The organism is Streptomyces sp. NPDC086549, assembly GCF_044746205.1.
Lineage (GTDB): Bacteria > Actinomycetota > Actinomycetes > Streptomycetales > Streptomycetaceae > Streptomyces.
In genome coordinates this window covers 387,250-407,662 of the sequence record NZ_JBIVBS010000008.1, presented here as the reverse complement: position 1 = coordinate 407,662, position 20,413 = coordinate 387,250, and the positions used below count along the sequence as shown (strand labels likewise).

Genomic DNA, 20,413 nt, shown 5'->3' with positions numbered 1-20,413 from the left:
GGTGGCACCGCGTACCGCCCGCTGTGCGGGGCCCGACCCCTTGTTGTTATGTTTGGGGGGCCCCCCCCCCCGGGGGGGGGGGGGTGGGGGGGCCGCCCGGGGGGGGGGGGGGGGGTGCCCCCCCCCCCCCCCCCCGCCCTGGCGCCCACGTGATGCCGGGCTCATGGCGTGAGCCCACAGCAATCCCTTCCACCAGCACGGAGTCAGGAAGATGACAAAACGCGCCTCGGACGTGTCCGCGAGCCCGCCCAGGAGACGCAGCAAGTACACCCTTGCGCCGCTCGTGCTCATCGCGGCCAATGTCGTGCTCTTCGCGCTGTTCTTCGTCTGGCCGGCGGTGATCGGGCTCGGCTACTCCTTCACGAACTACACCGGTGTGGGGGCGTTCCAGTTCATCGGACTGGACAACTACCACAACCTGTTCGGGGACTCCACCTTCTACGATGCGCTGACCCGGACGCTGCTGTACGCCGTGCTCTTCGTACCGCTGAACTTCGCGCTCTCGCTGCTCGCCGCCAACCTGGTGGTGAGCAAGCACGCCAAGGGCGCGTCGGTCGCCCGTGTCATCTTCTTCATCCCGTGGCTTCTGTCGCCCATCGTCGTGGGTGTCCTGTGGCGGTGGCTGTTCGGCGAGAACTTCGGACTGGTCAACTACGTCATCGAGAAGCTCGGCGGGCACGCCGTTCCGTGGCAGTCGAACGCGGACCTGTCGCTGCTGGTGGTGGTGATGGCGGCATCCTGGGCCTGGACGGGTTTCTCGATGCTGCTGTTCATCGCGGCGATCAAGAACGTACCGGTGTCGTACTACGAGGCGGCCTCGCTCGACGGCGCCGGCCCATGGCGCCAGTTCATCAGCATCACGCTGCCGAGCATCGCGCCCACCTCGTTCATCGTCATCCTGCTCAACACGATCAACGCGATGAAGGAATACCCGGTGTTCGTCGCCCTCAACAACGGCGGACCCGGAACGTCGAACAACCTACTTGTCCAGTACATCTACGAGACCGGCTTCAAGCGGGGCCAGATCGGCTACGCGAGCGCCGCGTCGTTCGTGCTCATGCTCATCCTGATGGCCGTCGCGATCATCCAGCTGATCGTCAACCGACGGGTGGAGAACCGATGACAACCACAGACATGCCACGCCCGGTCGACGCCGGTTCCGGACGGGCCGTCTCCAAGAAGCGGCCCCGCGGCGCGAGCAGCGGTGGGATTCGTCGGGCGGTGCCCGCGACGACACTGCTGTGGATCCTTGCGTGCCTGTACGGGTTGCCGGTGCTGTGGTTCATCCTCAGCTCCCTCAAGCCGGCCAGCGACCTGTTCTCCTATCCGCTGACGCTGGTTCCGCACAACCCCACCCTGTCGGGTTACCTGACCGCGTGGCGCAGCGCCAACTTCTCCCAGTACTTCGTCAACACGGCCATCGTGTGCGTGATCACGACGATCCTCACGGTGGGAGTCAGCTGCTGCACCGGGTACGCGCTGGCCAAGTACGACAACAAATGGCTCAAGGTCTTCTTCATCTGCATCCTGGCCACCACGATGCTGCCGTCCGAGGTCATGCTCGCCCCGGAGTTCCTGGTGGTCCGCAACCTCGGCCTGTACAACTCGTTCGCCGGCATCATCCTCCCGGCCGTGCTCACCGCGACCGGATGCTTCATGTTCCGCCAGTTCTTCCTGACGGTCCCCGACGAACTCGTGGAAGCCGCACGCATCGACGGTGCCCGCGAACTGTCGATCTTCCTGCGGATCATGGTGCCGCTCTCCCGGCCCATCATGCTGACCCTCGCCATCCTGTCCTTCCAGTGGCGGTGGAACGACTACATCTGGCCGCTTCTGATGCTGAACGACCCCAACAAGTTCACCGTGCAGATCGGCATCCAGAGCATCGTCGGCGCGCAGAACATCAACTGGTCGGTCCTGCTCGGCGCATCGGTCATCTCCATGATCCCGCTGATCGCCATCTTCCTGGTCTTCCAGCGCTACGTCATGGGCGCCGACATCAACGCCGGACTGAAGGACTGACCTTGTCCACCCCGCTCGACCACGAGTTCGTCCGCGCGGCGGCCCGCGCCGCCGACCGGCTGGCCGCCCCGCTGGCGGCCGCCCCCGACGAGGAACCCGCCGGTGTGACCCACCGCGCTCTGGCACGCCGGGTGAAGACTCTGGTCGCGGCGTACCGTTGCACGGACTCGGCGCTGCACGGCAGCGGGCAGGCCGTCGCCGCCACGAAGGCCCACCTCGGCGCCCTCCGCGCCGCGCAGACCGCCACCGGCCTCTTCGCCGGCGGCGACAACGTGCAGTCACCGCCGGACTCCGCGTTCACCGTCAACGACGTGTGCGACGCGCACGTCCTCGCCGCGGGCGCGGGGCCGGAACTGCGCGACGTCACGGCCGCGCTCGCCGAGATCGCCGGCGCCGCCTCCGACAGTCTCCTGACCGGTGGGGTGCACACCCCGAACCACCGCTGGGAGCTGTGCGCGGCGCTGGCCCGGCTGCACCGGTCGTTCCCGGACAGCCGGTTGCTCGACCGTGTCGACGCGTGGCTCGCCGAGGGCGTCGACATCGATGCGGAGGGCCTGTACTCGGAGCGCAGCGCCCTCTACGCGGCCCATGTGTCCAACCCGTCGCTGCTGCTCCTGGCCGACGTCCTCGGCCGTACCGACCTGCGGGACGCCGTCGAGCGCAACCTCACCGCGACCCTGGACCTCATCAGACCGGACGGCACGGTGGAGACCGTCCACTCGCGGCGGCAGGACCAGAACCACCCGTTCCCGCTGGCGCCCTACCTGCCGCACTACCGGCTGCTCGCGATCCGTACCGGCCGGGGCGACTTCAGCCGGGCGACGAGGTGGGCAGCAGCCGGCGGTGTCGACGACCCCGACCTGCTCGCCGAGACCATCCTCACCCCCGACCTGTGCCGCGAGCTGCCGGCACCGGCGCCGGACCCCCTTCCCCGCGACCGGTACATCACCACGGCGCGCCTTGCTTCGCGTGCCTCCGCCACCGCGCTCAGCGTCCTGTACGGCGGCTCGGACGTGCCTGAGCACCGGCGCATCCGCTCGGGCCTGGCCTGCAATCCCACCTTCCTGCGCCTGTTCGCCGGCGACGCCGTCCTCGACGCGGTCCGCCTCTCACGGGGATTCTTCGACCTGGGCCCGTTCCGCGCCGCCGGCATGCAACAGCTCGCCGACAACCGGTTCCGGCTCACCGAAACCCTCACTGCCGCCTACTACCAGCCGTTCCCGCCGGACCGGCGACGGGAAGACTGCGCCTACCGTGTGGCGGACGAGGGACGCTTCTCGGCCGCGATGGCCTTCCCGGACCGGCCTCGGGACGAGGTCTCCCACACGACCTGCGTCGAAGCGGATGTGAGGGAAGACGGTGCCGACCTGCGGATCGACATCAGCGGACCAAGGGTGCCCTGGGCCCTCGAACTGACCTTCCGGCCGGGCGGCGTGCCAGAGGGCGCCGTACCGATCGGCGACGGACGCTGGTGCCTGACGACCGGGCCGATGACCTACCGGGTCGGTGACGACGAGATCCGGGTCGAGGCCGACGTCGAGGCAGGCGAACCGCTCGCCGGACCGGACCGGAGCGACGTACTACGGTACGACCCGGGTCAGGACTACACCGTGGTGGGCGGCACCGACGCGACGACCGGGAACCGCGTCTACATCGGTGGGCACGGCCCTCACACACTGACCGTCGCACTGCGCGCCCGCCGTCCCTCGCCTGTCGTCCGACCCCGATGAATCACGCCATGGCCACCTCCGGAACGAAGGGCTGCCCCACTCCCATGCACCTGCCGCGCCAGCTCGGCTCGCTGCACGACCTGCCCGACACCCCTGAGGTGTACGACGCGGTCCTCGCCGACGTCGTGGAGCAGGCCCTGGCCCGCCTCACCCCCGAGGGCAACCTCGAACACCCCGACGTCGACGACGACATCGGCGACACCTCCCTCGGCGTCACCTCGCTGCTGGCCCTCGCCTGGCAGCGCGGCAAGGACCCGCGACTGCCGGAGGCGGTGCGCCGCAGCCTCGCCTTCCATCTGCGCGAGCGCGTCCACACCGAGGACAACCCCGGCTACCCGAACCTGAAGGTCCGCGACTCCCGCCTGCCGTACGCCCGTTACGTCCTGGCGGCGGGCGCCCACCCGATCGGCGACTGGCCCAGCACGGTCTGGGCGCTGCTCCAGGCGGTCAACGTTCTCGACCTGGCGGAGGGCCTGGTCGACGACGAACAGCGCTCGGCGCTGGTCGAGGTGGGCCGCGGTTACTGGCGTTGGCTGACCGAGGCCACCTTCTTCAACCCGCAGGAGGCCGGCAACCAGGCGATCGGGTGTGTGGTCGGCGGACTGATGCTGGCACGCCATCTCCCGGCGGCGGAAGGGGAATCGGTCCGCGAGCGGGCCCTGACCCTGTACACCGAGGAGATCCGCGCCCACCGGGTCCTCGACCGGGGTGCCCTGCTGCCGCCCGAGCACGGCGGCGCCTACGACAACAACTACGGCCCGATCTCCCTGTCCTTCCTCGCCCAGGCCCACCGGATCAGCGGTGCGCAGATGTTCGCCGAGGACGGGGACGCGCTCGCCCGCTACATCGACGCCCGGCTGCCGAACGGCGGCTTCGACAACGGCGGCCCCCGCTACAGCGAACAGCACTCCGGCTTCGAATCCGTCCTGGGACTGCGCTACTTCGGCGCCCGTATCGGCTCCGACCTGGGCCGCTACCGGGGCGACACCGGCTGGGGGCGGCACGCGGTCAAGCCGGACGGCGGTGTCGACGGGCACTTCGCCTGGATGCTGGTCTGGCAGATCCAGGACACCACCCCCTGGCACCGCACCCCGTCGACCGCTCCGGCCCGCCATCAGCTCCGGGCGGGTTCCGTCTCGGTGGCCTTCGACCACCGGATGACCCCGGCACTGATCGAGGCGGCCGGCATCTACTACCTTCCGGCGGCGGTGAACCGGCAGCACGGCTTCGGTCCGGTCCTGGACGGCTTCCTGTTCTGCCGGCCGATGGGCGAGGTCCGGGTCCGGGACGTGAGCGCCGATGGCCTGACCGCCAAGCTGGTCAGCAAGCCGGTCGTCGGGCGCGATCATGTCCTGCGGCATGTGCGCTCGCTGTACGTCACGGACGGCACCGGTCTGTGGGTGACGGTGGCCGTGGAGCGCCTCGGCGGGACGCCTTACCTGCTGGCCGGGCTGCCGTACGCGGCGGACGAGGGGGACCGGGTGCGCCGGGTTGCCGAGGGCGAGGTCGCGGCGGCGGGTGTGCTGCGCCTTACGCACCCGACGGAACAGGGCGTCGACCACTTCGACGCGCGTGCCGAACTCACCCAGGAGCAGGCCGCGTTCGCCCTCGCCGCCGACCCGCGTGGCTACGGCGACCCGGACGAGGGCTGGCGCCACCTGGTCACCTCCAGCGCCTATGAGGCCGAGCCGGCGCCGGGCGCACCCGAAGGGCTGCACGTGTTCGCCGTACGGTACGGACCGGGCGGGGACCTCAGGGTGTCCTTCGAGGGCGGACTGACGGTGCACACCGAGGCGTTCACGGCCGTCATCGGGGCCGAGGACGCCCACGGGGTGCCCGAACTCGCCCTCATCGCCACCTAGTTCGACTGTTGCTGGCGTCGCACGGCGCGGGCAGCGCCGTTTCCGCCGCCGTGACCGCCGTACTGCCCGGCCGTACGGCAAGGTACGGCAGCCCGGTGAGGGCGTACTCGCGGGCCACGGTCGGCGAGGCCAGGGACCCCACCCGAAAGGGCGGTACAGCCGGGCGAGGCCGTCCCCCGGAGGGCGAACTACGATCACACCGCACCCGCGCCGCATACATCTCGGCCGGGGGATCCGTCACGCACCTTTCAGGGAGGACCCGGTGGGTCACCAGATCTCGCGCAGAACCCTCTTCCGCACAGCGAGTGGGCTCGCCGTCGCCGGCGCTCTGGGCACGTCGGTCTCCGCCTGCGGTAGCGGCAGCGGCACCGGCGCCGACAGCAGCAGCGGCGAGCTGGTCATGACCTGGTGGGGCAGCGACGACCGCCACGCGGCGTACAAGAAGTCTCTGGCCTACTTCCAGAAGCAGAACTCGGACATCAAGATCCAGGAGACGTACTCCGGCTACGACGGGTACTTCGACAAGTTCAACACCCTGGTCGCCGGCGGCAGCACCCCCGACCTGCTCCAGATGGACACCGCGCTGGTCGCCCAGTACGCCCGCAAGGGCGTCCTCGCCCCGCTCGACGAGTACGTCGGCAAGACCCTCGACCTCACCGGCTTCTCCAAGACGCTCCTCGCGGCCGGCACCGTCGACGGCAAGCTGTACGGCGTCCCGTCCGGCATCGGTGTCAACCAGTTCACCGTCAACCGCAGCGGCCTGGAGAAGCTGGGCCTGAAGCTGCCGGACCGCGAGTGGACCTGGACCGACCTGAAGAAGATCGCCCAGGACGTCTACAAGAAGAGCGGCGGCAGGACCTACGGCGTCGACGACGGCGGCGGCTCCACCCTCCAATGCTTCGAGATCTTCGCCCGCGAGAAGGGCCAGCAGTTCTTCTCCGACGACGGCAAGAAACTCGGCTTCACCTCCGACACCCTGCAGGAGTGGTGGGAGTACTGGGCCGAGATGCGCAAGACCCACGCCTCCCCGCCGCCGGCCATCACCTCCGCCGCGCACAACGACCTCACCAAGAACGCGGTCGTCATAGGCAAGGCCCTGTTCACCTTCGACTCCGGCGTCTACGGCGCGGGCGGCTCCATCACCAACGCCCAGCTGGACTTCGTGCCCACCCCGCAGGGCGACTTCTCCGGCGCCCGCGAGGGCAACTTCGTCAACGGCGGTGTGCTGCTGAGCGCCACCAAGGCCAGCAAGAGGGTCGCCGACTCCGTGAAGATCATGTCGTTCTTCGCCCAGGACGCGACGGCGATCAAGGACATGCAGCTGCTGCGCGGCATCCCGCCGACCGACAAGGCCCGCAACCTGATCGCCTCGGGCCTGACCGAGACGGACAAGCTGAACATGGCGAACGCCGACTACATCGCCAAGCGTGTCTCGAAGGCGTCCAACGCCCTGCCCGCTCCAGTGCCGCCGCCGCAGGGCGCCGACCAGATCTGGGACCTGCTGTTCCAGTCCAACCTCGCCGTCGCCTTCGGCAAGAAGACGATCAAGGCGCAGCTGGGCGAGTTCTTCGACCAGGCGGCAGGGATCCTGAGCCGCTAGTCCGCGCCGTACATCTGAAGACCGGGAGAAGGCCAGGGGGATGAGTATGACCACCGCGAAGACCGACGAGGTCGTGAAGGAGCCGCCGGCTCCGGCGACCCCGTCCGACCGGCGGGAGCGCGACCGTATGCGCCGCCGCCTCGCCAGACGGCGGGGTGGGGGGTGGTGGCCGTACCTCTTCGTGGCCCCTGGTTCGTCGGCCTGTTCGGCCTGACGATCTTCCCGATGCTCGACTCGCTGTACCTGTCCTTCACCAACTACCGAAGGCTTCACGGCCGTGATCGGGGAGCTCGCGGGCGACGCACACGGCGAACCTGGACTGACGCTGCGCGCCTGATCACGGGCCGCCCACCAGGCAGGCCGAGCAGCCCCCGGCCGCGCCGCTCGGCCTCGCTCACCACCATCCGCCGGACCGGGCTGCACCCGTCCCCCCGACGGGGAGTCCCCACTCGGCGTCCGGGCAGGCTAACCGGTGGCGCGGAGCCGCCGCTCAGGACTCTCCGCCCGGTCCGGCGAGGGCAGTGCGCCGGCCGGCACCACCAGGTCGGCCCGCTCCCGGCTCGTCGCGACGAGTTCGGCGTTGCGCTGGTCCGTGCCCAGCACCCAGGCCACGGCTGCCTCGTGCTCCTTGCCGAACTCCTCGTGCCGGGCCACGAGCCGCCGGATCCGCTCGCCCTCGTCGATCTCGCAGAACCACACCTCGTCCAGCCCGGATCGCACCCGCGCCCACGAACCCCCGTCCAGCAGCAGGTAGTTGCCCTCCGTCACCACCAGCCGGGCCGTCGGCGGCACCGGGATCGCGCCCGCGACCGGCTGTTCCAGCACCCGCTCGAATCCCGGGGCGTACACCACCTCGTCGGTCTCCTCGCGCAGCCGCCGCAGCAGCGCCGCGTATCCCGCCGCGTCGAAGGTGCCGGGCGCCCCCTTGCGGTCCCGCAGACCCAGCCGGTCCAGCTCGACGTCCGCGAGATGGAAGCCGTCCATGGGGACATGGGCGACCCAGGGGGCACCGGTACCGTTCAGCTCGCGCACCAGGTGCTCGGCGAGGGTCGTCTTGCCCGCGCCGGGGCTGCCGGCGATGCCGAGGAGCGCGCGCGGTCGGCGGTCGGCGAGGGACCGGGCGCGGGCGAGCAGGTCGTCGAAAGTCAGGGGCACGGAGGAGAGTCTCGCACCGCGTTCGTTCCGGGTTCCCGCCGTGTGGCCTTCGCCACCCACTGGAACCCGCCCGTCGGGGAAGGGTGCTGGGTATGACTGAGCTCGGTCTGCCCGACACCATCCTGGCCTGTCTCTTCGACCTCGACGGGGTCGTCACCAAGACGGCCGTCGTCCACGCGGCCGCCTGGAAGGAGGCGTTCGACGAGTTCCTGCGCGACTACGAGGGCGAGCAGGGCCGGCCGTTCGACGCCGACGCGGAGTACGACGAGTACGTCGACGGACGCCCACGCGCCGACGGGGTCCGCGCCTTCCTCGCCTCCCGCGCCATCGACCTGCCCGAGGGCGCCCCGGACGACCCACCGGACGCCCGCACCGTCCACGGCCTCGGCAACCGCAAGAACGACCTGCTCCTGGAGAAGATCCGCACCGACGGCGTCGAGGCCTACGACGGCACCCTGCGCTACCTCGAGGCCGTCCGCGCGCAGGGGTTGCGCACCGCGATCGTCTCCTCCAGCGCCAACTGCCGCGACGTGCTGCGCTCGGTCGGCGCCGAGCACTTCTTCGACGTACGGATCGACGGGATCGTCGCCATCGAGCGCAAGCTGCCCGGCAAACCGCACCCGGACACCTTCCTGGCCGCCGCCCGCGACCTCGGCGTCCAGGCGGAGTCCGCCGCCGTCTTCGAGGACGCGCTGGCCGGCATGGACGCGGGCCGCGCGGGCCGCTTCGGATACGTCGTCGGCGTCGACCGCGTCGGACAGGCCGACGCGCTGTACGCGCACGGCGCCGACGTCGTCGTGAACGACCTGTCCGAGCTGGGAGGCAAGGAGTGATCACCCACCGGTCGTACACGGTCGAGCCGTGGGCCGTGCGCGAGACGGACCTCAACCTGGACGTCCTGGCGCAGAGCGAGTCCGTGTTCGCCCTGTCCAACGGCCATGTCGGCTGGCGCGGAAACCTCGACGAGGGCGAACCGCACGGCCTGCCCGGCACCTACCTCAACGGCGTGCACGAACTGCATCCCCTGCCCTACGCCGAGGCGGGCTACGGCTATCCGGAGTCGGGCCAGACGGTCATCAACGTCACCAACGGCAAGATCCTCCGGCTGCTGGTCGACGACGAACCCTTCGACCTGCGCTACGGCAGGCTCGTCTCCCACGAACGCGTGCTGGACCTGCGCCGGGGCGTGCTGGAGCGGACCTGCGAGTGGACCTCACCGGCGGGTACGACGATCAGGGTGCGCTCGACTCGGCTCGTGTCGTTCGCCCTGCGGGCGGTGGCGGCCGTGGCGTACGAGGTGGAGGCCGTCGGCAGCCGCTCCCGCGTGGTGATCCAGTCGGAGCTGGTCGCCAACGAGCAACTGCCCGGGGCGAACGGCGACCCGCGCGCGGCGGTCGCGCTGCACTCGCCGCTGGAGCAGGAGGACGACTTCGCCTCCGGCCACCGGCTGCGGCTGGTGCACCGGACCCGGCGCAGTGGTCTGCGTGTGGCGGTGGCCGCCGATCACGTCGTGACCGGTCCCGAGCGGACCTCGACCAGCAGCGAGAGCGGCACGGACGTGGCCAGGCTGACCGTCACCTCCGTACTGGAGCCGGGACAGCGGCTGCGCGTGGAGAAGCTCGTCGCCCACGGCTGGTCCGGCACCCGCTCCCTGCCCGCGATGGCCGACCAGGTGGACGCGGCGCTGGCCGCCGCCCGACACGACGGCTGGCGGGGACTCCTCGACGGGCAGCGCGCCTACCTGGACGACTTCTGGGCCCGCGCGGACATCGAGGTGGACGGCGACGAGGAGATCCAGCAGGCCGTACGCTTCGCCCTGTTCCACGTCCTGCAGGCCGGGGCCCGCGCCGAGCAGCGGGCGATCCCCGCCAAGGGGCTGACCGGCTCCGGGTACGACGGACACGCCTTCTGGGACACCGAGATGTTCGTGCTCCCGCTCCTCACGTACACCGCCCCCGCGACCGTCGCCGAGGCGCTGCGCTGGCGGCACAGCACCCTGCCCGCGGCCCGCGAGCGCGCGGCCCAACTCGGCCTGGACGGCGCCGCGTTCCCCTGGCGGACCATCGCGGGCTCGGAGGGGTCGGCGTACTGGCCGGCAGGTACCGCGGCCTTCCATGTGAACGCCGACATAGCCGACGCCGTCATCCGCTACGTCGCCGCCACGGGGGACACGGCCTTCGAGCGGGAGGCCGGCGTGGAGCTGCTGGTCGAGACGGCCCGGCTGTGGCGGTCGCTGGGCCACCACGACCACCACGGGGTCTTCCACATCGACGGCGTCACCGGCCCCGACGAGTACAGCGCGATCGCCGACGACAACACGTACACCAACCTGATGGCGCGCGCGAACCTGCTCGCGGCGGCCGACGCCGTCGCACGGCACCCGCAACAAGCCGACCGGCTCGGGGTGGACGAGGAGGAGAGCGCGGCCTGGCGGGACGCCGCCGAGGCCGTGCACATCCCCTACAACCACGAACTCGGCGTCCACGAACAGCACGCCGGGTTCACCCGCTACCAGCGCTGGGACTTCGCCGGCACCCGCCCCGACCAGTACCCGCTGCTGCTGCACTTCCCGTACTTCGACCTCTACCGCAAGCAGGTCGTCAAACAGGCCGACCTGGTGCTGGCGATGTACACCTGCGACACGTTCTTCGACGACGACCACGTGGCCCGCAATTTCGCCTATTACGAGCCGCTGACCGTGCGCGACTCCTCCCTGTCCGCGTGCTGCCAGGGGGTGGTCGCCGCACAGGCGGGCCATCTGCGGCTCGCCTACGACTACGCGGCCGAGGCCGCTCTGATGGACCTCGAGGACCTGGAGCACAACACCCGGGACGGACTGCACATCGCGTCCCTGGCCGGCACCTGGACGGTGCTGGTGGCGGGCTTCGGGGGGATGCGCCGGTCCGGTGACGGGCTGCGGTTCGCCCCGCGGCTGCCGGAGAGGCTCCGGCGGCTGGCCTTCCGCCTGCAGGTCCTGGGCCGTCGTCTGCGGGTGGAGATCGAGGCCGACAAGGCCGTGTACACACTGCTGGACGGCGAGCCGCTGACGATTCACCACCACGGCGAGCCGGTCACGCTGGACCCCGACGGCCCCGCGGTGCGGGCGGTGCCCCCGGTGATCTGCCGCCCGGCTCCCGAGCAACCGCCGCATCGTGCCCCGAACAGCGGCTGAGTGCCGGCCGGTGACGGAGCGGCTCAGGTGAGGACGCTCGTCAGCAGGCGGTACAGATCGTCCGTGGCGTCGGCGGCCAGCAGTGCCGGGAGGACACCCAGGGCGAGGACGGCAGCGGCGGCGGGCCACAGGCGTGGGGGCGGGGCCGTCTGGAGGGCCGCGATGCGGCGGGTGACGGCACGGTCCGTGAAGTTCAGCGCGCACGCGGGCCGGGCCCGGCCCGCGGTGAGTGCGGCGCGGGCCAGGGCGCGGGCGGTGGCCGCGCGGTCCCCGACGGCGTCCGCCGCCTGTTCGTCCGCCCAGCGTTCCACGAGGAAGGTCACGGTGGAACGGACCGGCGAGAGCAGTGGATTCGCCCTGGCGGCGAGCGTGGCCGCGGTGACCAGAAGGCCGTGCCGGTGCGCCAGATGGGCGCGTTCGTGGGCGAGCAGGACCCGGCGCTCCGCCGGTTCGAGCGCGCCCAGCATGGCGGAGGTGACCAGGATCCGGCCCGGACGGCCGGGGATGGCGAAGGCCTGCGGCAGGGGAGAGGCGGCGACGATCAGCTCGGTGTCCGCCGGATGCCCCTCGCACAGCCGGCGCAGCGCCCGTCGCGTACGGCGCTCCGCGCGCAGGGCCTGGTGGACACGCCAGGCGACGACGGCCAGGGCCAGACACGCGGCGATCCCGATCACCTCGGGCACCGGATCGGCCAGCCGGCGCCCGTCCTCGCGGGCCTCCCGGACCACCGGCGGCGCGTCCCCGACCAGCGCGGTGGTCAGCAGGAGCAGGGACCAGGTGGTGGCCGCCGCGGTGAGGACGGCGGCGGAGGTGAGGACACGCGCGGCGAGTGCCGGGGCGATCCGTCTGCCGATCACCGGGCTGACCAGGGGGAGCAGCAGGGACAGCAGCAGGGGGATGTAGACGTCGAACCTCATGCCCCGCCTCCGCCGCCGAGCAGGTCACGCAGGGCCCGCTCCTCCTCGGGACTCAGCCCGGACACGAACTGCTGCAGTGCGGCGATCGGGTCGGGACCGCGGTCGAGGGCCTCGTGCATCGCCTCCGCGGTCAGTTCGGCCGCGTTCTTCGCGGGCCGGTACGCGCCGCGCCGCCCGTCCGCGTCACGCAGGACGAGCCCCTTGTCGTACAGCCGTTTGAGGATGGTGTGCACCGTGTTGTAGGCGAGCCCGCCGTCGATCTCCGCCTGGATCTCGGCCGGCGTCAGCGGCCGCTCGGTGGCCCAGAGGGTGGCCAGGACCTCGCTCTCCAACTCCCCGGCGCTGCGCCGCTCCACCCTGTCGCGGGACCCTGTGCCAGCCATGCCCCAACCTTACAGCGCGTAGGGCCGTCATTCGCATGGCCGTACCCATGCGGTACAGGCCTCCGATACGGGTTAGTTTGGCCGTGTTTTTTCCATGGTTCCCGCCCTCGGCACTACAGACTGTAGGGTGACGCATGCCCCTACAAGTTGTAGGGGCGGAGGGGTGGACGATGGCCGGCAGTGCGAACGCCACACTCGCCGGGGCCCGCCGCGGCGGAGCTCGGTACGGGACCGGCGGCGCCCGACGTGCCCTCGCCGACGGCCCCTTGGCTGCCGTGGCGGGCGCGTTCACCCTGGCCCAGATCCTCCTCGTCCACCCCGGGATGGGCCTCGGCTGGGACGAGACGGTGTACGTCAGCCAGATCAGCGCGCACGCCCCGGCGGCCTACTTCAGCGCACCGCGCGCCCGCGGTGTCCCGCTGCTCGTGGCACCCGTCACCGCCTGGTCGTCGTCCACGCCCCTGCTGCGGATCTACCTCGCCGTCCTCTCCGGCCTCGCTCTCCTCCTGGCGCTGCGCGCCTGGCGGGGCCTCTTCCCGGTCCGTGTCCTGGCCCTGGCCGGCGCCCTGTTCGCCTCGCTCTGGGTGACACTCTTCTACGGTCCGCAGGCCATGCCCAACTACTGGGTCGCCGTCGGCGCGCTCGCCGCCCCGGCGTGCTTTCTGCGCGCCCGAGCGGACCGCTCCGACAAGGCGGCGCTGTGGGGGCTGGCGGCGAGCGGGACGCTGATGGCCCTGATGCGGCCCACCGACGCGGTCTGGGCGACCCTGCCCCTGCTCGCCCTCGCGCCGTACCGCCGCCACTGGCGCCCGCTCGCCGCGCTGCTGGCCGGACTGGCGGCCGGGGCCGCGGAGTGGGTGATCGAGGCGTACGTCGCCTACGGCGGCCTGGGGCGCCGGCTGTCCGACGGCTCCGCGATCCAGGGCGGCCTCGGCTGGCACGTAGCCGTCGCCGACCAGCTGCGCAGCCTGGGTGGCCGGGCCCTGTGCCGCCCGTGCACCGGAGCGATGCCCGCCCCGGTCGTCACCGTCTGGTGGTTCGTCCTGCCCCTGCTCGCCGTGCTCGGCCTGGCCGTGGCGATCCGGGCCCGGCGCACCGCCGTCACCCTGGTGCCGCTGGCCTGCGGGGTGACGGCCGCCTTCCCCTACCTGTTCATGATCGGATACGCGGCTCCCCGCTTCCTGCTGCCCGCCTACGCCCTGCTAGCCCTCCCGGTGGCCGACGCCCTCGTGCACCTCGTGACCACACCCGGCCGGGCCTGGCGGCCGGTGGCCGTGACCCTGGTCGCGCTCGGCCTCGCCGGGCACCTGGCGGTGCAGTACGCCGTCCTGCAGGCCACCGTCGGCCGGACCACGGCCGCGCACCGGGACTGGGCCCGTACCGCCGCCGAACTGCACCATCTGGGTGTCCGCCCGCCCTGCCTCCTCACCGGCGACAACGCGATCCCCATCGCGTTCTACGCGGGCTGCTCCTCCGCCGCGACCGCGGGCCACAACGCCAACAGCACGGCGTCGGTCATCGCACGGACCGCGCGCCGCACACCCGTCGCCACACTCGTCACCACGGGCACCCGCCCGCCCGCATACGCCCGTGACTGGCCGTCCGAACCCTTCGGCGGGCTGCGCCTCTACTACGCCACGCCGGCCGCGGGTTCATGAGCACCCCGACGGACCTCGCGACCGCCCTCGGCCGCCGTCGGGCCTACTGGCACGCCGCCGTCTGCGTCGCCGTCCTGATGTGCGCGGCCTACCTGGCCCTTCGGCACTGGCCGGCGCTCCACACCGGAGCCGTGCGGCTGGCCGTCGCCGACCAGGGCTGGCTGCTGGTCGCCGCGACGGCGGCGGTCGCGACCTGGGCGTCCTCGGCGCTCGCCCAGCAGGGTGCGGTCACCTCGCGGCTGCCCGGCGGACGCCTGGTGGCCGCGCAGTTCGCCGCCTCCGCCGCCAACCACGTCCTGCCGGCGGGGCTCGGCGCGGGCGCGGTGAACCTGCGGTTCCTGATGCGCTGCGGCCTTCCGGCGGGCCGCTCGGCCAGTGCCCTCGCGGTCAAGGCGACGGCGGGAGCGGCGGCCCGCGGGCTGCTGCTCGCGGCGCTCGCCCCGGCGTGCCCGGGGCTGCTGCGGATCCCGCACGTCTCGCGGCCCGTCCTCGTCGCCGCACTCGTCGCGGCCGCGCTCGTCGTCGTCCTGCTCAACAGCCCGCTGTGGCCCCGGTGCCGGCGCGCCCTCGCGGCCGTACTCGCCGGCATCCGCGCCGTACACGCGCATCCGCGGCGCGCGGTCGCCCTGTGGGGCGGCTCGCTGGCCTTCGCCGGTCTGCACTCCCTGGTGCTGATCGCCGTCACCCAGGCCGTCGAGCTGCCCCTGCCCCCGGTCCGGGTGGCGCTGCTGTACCTCGCCGCCAGCAGCGCCGCCGCCCTGCTGCCCACCCCGGGCGGCCTCGGCTCCCTCGACGCGGCACTCGCCCTCGCGCTCACCTCCTCCGGAGCGCCCTCCGCCGCGGCCGCGTCCGCGGTGCTCGGCTACCGCCTCCTGACCGTGTGGCTGCCCCTGCTCCCGGGCCTGCTGGTGCTCGGGATGCTGATCCGCCGCAAGGCGCTGTGAGCCGTCGGCTCAGTCGTCGGAGCCCTTGCCCTTGTCCTTGCCGTGCTTGCCGTGCTTGCCGTTCCCCTGGTCGTCCTCGTGATCCTCCGCCCGCGGCGCCGCTGTGGTCGGGGCGGCTGAGGGTGCCGTGGCGCCTGGGGTCCCGTCGGCAGGTACGGACGTGATGGTCGTGGGGGCGGGCGAAGTGGGTGACGAAGGGCTGTCGTCGCCGGAAACGAGCGATGCGCCGATGGCCGCGGCCACTCCGAACAGGGCGAGGGCCGCACCGCCCAGAACGGCCTTCGAGGCGGGTTTCCGGGAGCCCCGGCGCGGGGAGCGTGGAGCACCGGCAGCAGTCCGCGGCGGACCGGACGACGGGACGACCGGAGCGGGCAGGAGAGCGGTGCCGGCCGACTCCGTCCCGGACGGCGTCCACTCCTGCCCGGCGAGCCAACTGGCCGCTTGCGCCGCCGAGGGCCGGTGCTCCGGATTCTTGCTGAGCAGGTGCAGCAGATACTCGGAGAGCAGTGGCGGTATCTCCGGGCGCAGCTGGGCCGGCGGCAGGGGCGGGACGTCGACCTGCTGCTGCACCACGGCCAGCGAGGTCGTGCCCTGGAACGGGGGCCGGCCGGTGAGCAGTTCGTACAGCACACAGCCGAGCGAGTAGACGTCTGAGCCGGGCTGGGCCGGGCGTCCCAGGGCGCGCTCGGGGGCCAGGTAATCGGCGGTGCCGACGATCTTGCCCGTCGCGGTGAGCGTGCTGCCGGCGTCGCCGGCGAAGCGGGCGATCCCGAAGTCCGTGATCTTGGCGATGCGATCGGTGGTCAGCATGACGTTGGCGGGTTTGATGTCCCGGTGGATCACTCCCTCGCGGTGCGCCACGGCCAGGCCTGCGGCCACCTGCGCAGCGATGCCAGCCGCCTCATGAGGATCCAGGGTGCCGCGCAGCGAGCGCTCCTCGGCCAGGCTCCAGCCGTCGACGAGTTCCATGACCAGGTACAGCTGACCGTCGTGGGAGCCGAAGTCGTGCACGCCCACCACGTTGGGGTGGTTGAGCCGACCCGCGATCTGTGCCTCCCGTCGGAACCGCTCCGTGTCCGTCGCCTCTTCCGCCCGCAGGAGCTTGACCGCGACGGAGCGTCCGAGGACATGGTCGGCAGCCCGCCACACCTCACCCATCGCGCCGCGTCCCAGCAGCTCGTCCAGCTCATAGCGGCCCGCCAGCAGCACGTGTGCACCCCCCTGGGTCACGACAACACCTGAACGCCGCGCAACCCGAACTCTCGCCATCGAAGATCGTTTGGGTGCGGCGCGCCCAGGTTACCGGGGCCGTCGGGCTGCCCCGATCCGGGCTCTGGGTTCGCGCCGGGCAGGCGGACGGCGGGGGTACGCCCGTCGGCCCGGACTGGCCCCCCTCGGGCCATTCCGTACAGCGCGGTGGCATGCCGCGGTGTCACACTCCACAGCTTCTACGCGGCGAGCGGGGGCTCCCCGTGCGCCCACGGCGCACTCAAGAACCCACCGGCGCATCGGCCGAGTCCGTGCTGCCGGTCGTGTCCTCGAGCAGCGGGGCGGGCAGCCACCAGGCCGCCGCGCACAGGCAGACCCCGAGCCAGCCGACGGCGAACAGCCAGCCGCCCAGTACATCGGTGAACCAGTGCACGCCGAGAAAGACACGGGTCAGCCCGACCAGCGCGCCCCAGCAGCCCACGGCAAGGCACAGCGGTGCCCGGCCCCGCGGGGCGCGCACGCATATCGCGAGGATCACCAGGCCGGCCGTGAGGGCTGCCGTGGTGGTATGCCCGGACGGGAACGACCAGCCGGAGGCGTGGGTCTGCCAGTCGCTCTGCGGCGGGCGGGCCCTGGCGATCAGCTCCACCACGCCGTAGCGCACGGCCTGGCCGGCCCCGAGACAGCAGCAGCCCAGCAGCACCGCGACCAGCCGCTGCCGTGCCGTGCGCCCCGCGAGCAGGCCGGCCAGTACGACCAGTGCGTACGGGACCACCCCGGTCCCGGTGGCGGTCAGGCCGCGGGCCACGGCCACCGCGATGTCCGGCCGGTGGCCGAGGGACCAGGACAGCAGGCTGTCGTCCGGGAAGAGCGGAGCGCCGTGGCCGCCGACCACGACCATGGCCAGCACCCCGAACGCCGCCCAGGCACCGAGCCCGACGCTGCCCGCGAGTTCCGCGACGTGCTTGCGGTTCATGGCGCCTTTCGTCTCGCACGAGTGCAGATTCGACTACGGGTTCGACTACAAATTTGTAGACGGTCTACCGAACTGTAGACGACCGGCGTGTGCGGATCGTTCCCGGACGACACCGGGTACGCCGTCGGACAAAGCGAGTCATCGTCACGGCGAGGTGGCCGACGTAATCGTCACTCCGACCAGGACCGTCACCGTCAGTGGCGGAGGAGCGGCCAAGGCGGTCGTACCGGCTTCACTCCCGCACGCCGAGGTCCCTGTGCCACTTCAGCAGCTGCTTCTCCGGATCCCCGGTGTACGACCAGGGAGTGCGCGTCGCCCGGCGGCCCTGCAGGCGCAGCAGTGCCACGGCGATGTCGGCCGCGCCGGCCAGACAGGCCGCATGGGTGAGGTGGTTGAGGTCGCGCAGCTCACCCGGGGCGACGGGCGCCTCTCCGCGGCCCGTGATCCAGCGCTGCCAGGTGCGGCGTACGTCGCTGACGGCGCCGTCGTGGTCCCAGTGCTGTCCCATGCCCACCGCGGCGTGCTGTCCCTGCGCGCCGTCGAGGGCGTACCGGTACTCCTCGACCCGGGCGTACTGCACCAGGACCGGCAGCGCGCAGCCGGGCGGGGCGACACCGGCCGCGTCACGGGCGAAGTCGTACATCAGGCCGTGGGTGCCGTGCCAGCGGGAGGAGTAGTAGTGCAGCACCTGGAGGTGGCCCTCCACGCTGTAGGGGTCGCGCCGGTGCAACTCGTCCCACCAGCGCGCCAGCTCCTGCCGGCGCACCCCCGTCGGGTACAGGCGTGCGACCGAGATCAGGGAGATCCAGGGCGTGGGGTCCTCCGGCCATGCCTCGGTGGCCTGGAGACAGGCCAGCACCGCGGTGTCGATACGGTCCCGGTCGATAGGGACCCCCCGGCCCGCGGCGATGGCCAGTGTGAATGCCCGTGCCGTCTCGGTCGCCGCACGCAGCACCAGCGCGTCGGCGCTGCGGGGTTCGGCGGCCAGCCAGGACTCCACCGTCGAACTGCCGGCGCACGCCTGGGCGAGCTGCCGTATCCGGTGGCCCCGGGAGAGCCAGTCGGTGCTGGTCGCCCGCAGCAGTTCCCGCAGGCCCTGCCAGCGGCCGATCACGATGTCGTGGCGGGCGGCGGTGAGGGGAGCGTCCCCGCAGTCGGGATCGAAGTCGGGCGTGAAGCGGTCTCGCGCCATCGGGCCCTCCCTCAGAAGTCGGTGGGGAGACCCTCGTGAGCACCGGCCCGCGCTGCCGTGTGGTCCTCGGGGACGTAGTCGGCCTCGACCGTCCGGCTGGCGTCGAGCTTGGCGGGCCGGTAGTAGTCGCTGCCCTGCTTCCAGTACCAGAACATGGGGACCAGTCCGACGGCCAGTCCGCCGATGCCGATCGCGATCGCGGCGGCGCTCAGCTCACCCAGGGACTCGACGAAGATCCAGAACATGAACAGGGCGCCGAACAGCGGCCACAGTCCGCCGAGGATGAAGTTGCCCGCGGACTTGAACAGCATCTTGCGGTAGGCGACGACCACCGCGAGGCCCGCCAGCCCGTAGTAGACGGCGATCTGCAGACCGATCGCGGAGATGGCGTCGGAGAGGATGTCGCCCACCGTGCCCAGCGCGTTGGAGGCGATGAACATCACCAGCGCCACCCCGCCGACGACGACGATCGCGACCCAGGGCGTGTTCCAGGTGCGGTGCACCCGGCCCAGCGCGGACGGCATCGTACGGTCGCGGCCCATCGCGAAGAGCGAGCGCGTGACCTGGATGAGCGTGGTCTCCAGAGTCGCGATGGTGGACAGCATCACGGCCACGATCAGCAGCTTGCCGCCCCAGCCGGGCCAGACCTCCTCGCCGAGCACGGCCAGCACGTTGGCGTCGTTCTCCTCGATCTGCTTCGAGGACAGGATGACGTTCACCGCGATCGTGAACACCTCGAAGAGCAGAAAGACGACACCCACGCCGATCAGGCCCGCGAGGCCTGTCGTACGACGGCTGTTGCGGGTCTCCTCGCTGAGGTTGCTCGTGACGTCCCAGCCCCAGTAGTAGAACGCGGCGATCAGCGCGCCCGAGGCGAACCCGGCCATCCCGTCGAAGTGGGAGAAGCCCAGCCAGGACCAGTCGAAGGCACGGGCGTCGCCGGTGTGGAAGAGCGCCAGCACCGCGAACAGCCCCAGGACGGCCAGTTCCACGCCGGACATCAGCAGCTGCGCGCGGACGGTGAGCCGGGCGCCGCCGAGGACCACGGCGAGCATCACGACGAACCACGCGGCGCCGACCACCGTGGACAGGGCCGTGTTGTCGGCGAGGTCCGAGTCGAACAGCGCGAGCGTCATCGAACCGGCGGGCAGCGAACCGGCCACCATGAAGATGGTCGCGGACACCACGAGCGCCCAGCCGCTGACGAAGCCCAGGAACGGGTGCAGGGTGCGTCCGACCCATGAGTAACTGGCGCCCGCGTTCACGTCGATCCGGCCGAGGTAGCTGAAGGCCAGCGCGATGCCCAGCATGGGTATCGCGCAGTACAGCAGAGCCGCCGGACTGGCCAGTCCCACCGAGCCGACCAGCACCGCCGTGGTCGCGGCCAGCGAGTACGCCGGTGCGCTGCCCGCGACGGCCATGACCACGGTGTCGAACATGCCGAGGGCGTTGGCCTGTAGCCCTCTGCCCCTGTTGTTGCTCATGGTTGTGCTGCTTTCGGTCTGTGCACGCGCGCGGGCGGCCTGGCCCGACGGCGTACGGAGTGGGGGGTGCGCGACCCGCCTCGAACCCGTAGAGGGATGGCCTCGGGTC

General features: G+C 71.8%; 17 protein-coding genes. 10 read left to right on the top strand and 7 right to left on the bottom strand.

What is annotated here, in order from left to right:
• Positions 1–211 precede the first annotated feature (211 nt).
• The 6 genes from ACIPSA_RS26430 to ACIPSA_RS26405 all read left to right on the top strand — a co-directional run bounded on the left by ACIPSA_RS26430 (position 212) and on the right by ACIPSA_RS26405 (position 7,428).
• Positions 212–1,123 carry a carbohydrate ABC transporter permease gene (locus ACIPSA_RS26430; RefSeq protein WP_402638561.1) on the top strand — a complete coding sequence of 304 codons (912 nt, stop codon included), beginning with the start codon at positions 212–214 and terminating at the stop codon, positions 1,121–1,123.
• Positions 1,120–2,022, top strand: coding sequence for a carbohydrate ABC transporter permease (locus tag ACIPSA_RS26425; RefSeq protein ID WP_402638559.1), 903 nt, complete (start codon positions 1,120–1,122; stop codon positions 2,020–2,022). The genes ACIPSA_RS26430 and ACIPSA_RS26425 overlap by 4 nt, the downstream gene beginning before the upstream one ends.
• Positions 2,023–2,024: 2 nt before the next feature.
• On the top strand, positions 2,025–3,752 hold the full coding sequence (locus ACIPSA_RS26420; protein ID WP_402638557.1) for a hypothetical protein: 1,728 nt from the start codon (positions 2,025–2,027) through the stop codon (positions 3,750–3,752).
• A gap of 44 nt (positions 3,753–3,796) precedes the next feature.
• Positions 3,797–5,614 carry a hypothetical protein gene (locus ACIPSA_RS26415; protein WP_402638592.1) on the top strand — a complete coding sequence of 606 codons (1,818 nt, stop codon included), beginning with the start codon at positions 3,797–3,799 and terminating at the stop codon, positions 5,612–5,614.
• Between the two features lie 262 nt (positions 5,615–5,876).
• Positions 5,877–7,214 carry an ABC transporter substrate-binding protein gene (locus ACIPSA_RS26410; protein ID WP_402638555.1) on the top strand — a complete coding sequence of 446 codons (1,338 nt, stop codon included), beginning with the start codon at positions 5,877–5,879 and terminating at the stop codon, positions 7,212–7,214.
• Positions 7,215–7,254: 40 nt separating this feature from the next.
• Positions 7,255–7,428 (top strand): hypothetical protein, encoded by a 174-nt coding sequence (locus ACIPSA_RS26405; RefSeq protein WP_402638552.1) that lies wholly within the window; start codon positions 7,255–7,257, stop codon positions 7,426–7,428.
• Positions 7,429–7,679: 251 nt separating this feature from the next.
• Here ACIPSA_RS26405 and ACIPSA_RS26400 read toward each other — a convergent pair whose 3' ends face one another.
• Positions 7,680–8,369 carry a nucleoside/nucleotide kinase family protein gene (locus ACIPSA_RS26400; protein ID WP_402638551.1) on the bottom strand — a complete coding sequence of 230 codons (690 nt, stop codon included), beginning with the start codon at positions 8,367–8,369 and terminating at the stop codon, positions 7,680–7,682.
• Positions 8,370–8,461: 92 nt separating this feature from the next.
• Between ACIPSA_RS26400 and ACIPSA_RS26395 the strand changes: the two genes are divergently transcribed.
• Positions 8,462–9,202, top strand: a complete 741-nt coding sequence (locus ACIPSA_RS26395; RefSeq protein WP_402638549.1) for an HAD family hydrolase — start codon at positions 8,462–8,464, stop codon at positions 9,200–9,202.
• Complete coding sequence (locus ACIPSA_RS26390) at positions 9,199–11,541, top strand: glycoside hydrolase family 65 protein (RefSeq protein ID WP_402638547.1); 2,343 nt, start codon at positions 9,199–9,201, stop codon at positions 11,539–11,541. Before ACIPSA_RS26395 ends, ACIPSA_RS26390 begins: the two co-directional genes overlap by 4 nt.
• A gap of 23 nt (positions 11,542–11,564) precedes the next feature.
• Here ACIPSA_RS26390 and ACIPSA_RS26385 read toward each other — a convergent pair whose 3' ends face one another.
• Positions 11,565–12,458: a M56 family metallopeptidase gene (locus ACIPSA_RS26385; RefSeq protein WP_402638545.1), complete on the bottom strand. Its 894-nt coding sequence runs from the start codon at positions 12,456–12,458 to the stop codon at positions 11,565–11,567.
• Positions 12,455–12,841, bottom strand: coding sequence for a BlaI/MecI/CopY family transcriptional regulator (locus ACIPSA_RS26380; RefSeq protein ID WP_402638542.1), 387 nt, complete (start codon positions 12,839–12,841; stop codon positions 12,455–12,457). The genes ACIPSA_RS26385 and ACIPSA_RS26380 overlap by 4 nt, the downstream gene beginning before the upstream one ends.
• 170 nt (positions 12,842–13,011) lie before the next feature.
• Between ACIPSA_RS26380 and ACIPSA_RS26375 the strand changes: the two genes are divergently transcribed.
• Both ACIPSA_RS26375 and ACIPSA_RS26370 read left to right on the top strand, forming a co-directional pair.
• On the top strand, positions 13,012–14,499 hold the full coding sequence (locus ACIPSA_RS26375; protein ID WP_402638539.1) for a hypothetical protein: 1,488 nt from the start codon (positions 13,012–13,014) through the stop codon (positions 14,497–14,499).
• The gene (locus ACIPSA_RS26370; protein WP_402638537.1) at positions 14,496–15,443 is read left to right on the top strand and encodes a lysylphosphatidylglycerol synthase domain-containing protein; all 948 of its coding nucleotides are present in this window, start codon (positions 14,496–14,498) and stop codon (positions 15,441–15,443) included. The genes ACIPSA_RS26375 and ACIPSA_RS26370 overlap by 4 nt, the downstream gene beginning before the upstream one ends.
• 9 nt (positions 15,444–15,452) lie before the next feature.
• Here the strand turns inward: ACIPSA_RS26370 and ACIPSA_RS26365 are convergent, their stop codons facing one another.
• The 4 genes from ACIPSA_RS26365 to ACIPSA_RS26350 all read right to left on the bottom strand — a co-directional run bounded on the left by ACIPSA_RS26365 (position 15,453) and on the right by ACIPSA_RS26350 (position 20,304).
• The gene (locus ACIPSA_RS26365) at positions 15,453–16,673 is read right to left on the bottom strand and encodes a protein kinase (protein WP_402638535.1); all 1,221 of its coding nucleotides are present in this window, start codon (positions 16,671–16,673) and stop codon (positions 15,453–15,455) included.
• Positions 16,674–16,932: 259 nt separating this feature from the next.
• A complete protein-coding gene (locus ACIPSA_RS26360) occupies positions 16,933–17,628 on the bottom strand; it encodes a phosphatase PAP2 family protein (protein WP_402638533.1) in 696 nt (231 codons plus the stop codon).
• Between the two features lie 232 nt (positions 17,629–17,860).
• Positions 17,861–18,820 carry a hypothetical protein gene (locus tag ACIPSA_RS26355; RefSeq protein WP_402638530.1) on the bottom strand — a complete coding sequence of 320 codons (960 nt, stop codon included), beginning with the start codon at positions 18,818–18,820 and terminating at the stop codon, positions 17,861–17,863.
• An 11-nt stretch (positions 18,821–18,831) separates the two neighbouring features.
• Entirely contained in the window at positions 18,832–20,304 is a 1,473-nt protein-coding gene (locus ACIPSA_RS26350; protein ID WP_402638527.1) for an APC family permease, read from the bottom strand.
• Positions 20,305–20,413: the final 109 nt, after the last annotated feature.

Excerpts from the sequence above, each read along its gene's own strand:
- ACIPSA_RS26430 (WP_402638561.1), top strand. The coding sequence starts at position 212 with ATGACAAAACGCGCCTCGGACGTGTCCGCGAGCCCGCCCAGGAGACGC.
- ACIPSA_RS26425 (WP_402638559.1), top strand. The coding sequence starts at position 1,120 with ATGACAACCACAGACATGCCACGCCCGGTCGACGCCGGTTCCGGACGG.
- ACIPSA_RS26415 (WP_402638592.1), top strand. The coding sequence starts at position 3,797 with ATGCACCTGCCGCGCCAGCTCGGCTCGCTGCACGACCTGCCCGACACC.
- ACIPSA_RS26405 (WP_402638552.1), top strand. The coding sequence starts at position 7,255 with ATGAGTATGACCACCGCGAAGACCGACGAGGTCGTGAAGGAGCCGCCG.
- ACIPSA_RS26395 (WP_402638549.1), top strand. The coding sequence starts at position 8,462 with ATGACTGAGCTCGGTCTGCCCGACACCATCCTGGCCTGTCTCTTCGAC.
- ACIPSA_RS26385 (WP_402638545.1), bottom strand. The coding sequence starts at position 12,458 with ATGAGGTTCGACGTCTACATCCCCCTGCTGCTGTCCCTGCTGCTCCCC.
- ACIPSA_RS26380 (WP_402638542.1), bottom strand. The coding sequence starts at position 12,841 with ATGGCTGGCACAGGGTCCCGCGACAGGGTGGAGCGGCGCAGCGCCGGG.
- ACIPSA_RS26375 (WP_402638539.1), top strand. The coding sequence starts at position 13,012 with ATGGCCGGCAGTGCGAACGCCACACTCGCCGGGGCCCGCCGCGGCGGA.
- ACIPSA_RS26370 (WP_402638537.1), top strand. The coding sequence starts at position 14,496 with ATGAGCACCCCGACGGACCTCGCGACCGCCCTCGGCCGCCGTCGGGCC.
- ACIPSA_RS26360 (WP_402638533.1), bottom strand. The coding sequence starts at position 17,628 with ATGAACCGCAAGCACGTCGCGGAACTCGCGGGCAGCGTCGGGCTCGGT.
- ACIPSA_RS26355 (WP_402638530.1), bottom strand. The coding sequence starts at position 18,820 with ATGGCGCGAGACCGCTTCACGCCCGACTTCGATCCCGACTGCGGGGAC.
- ACIPSA_RS26350 (WP_402638527.1), bottom strand. The coding sequence starts at position 20,304 with ATGAGCAACAACAGGGGCAGAGGGCTACAGGCCAACGCCCTCGGCATG.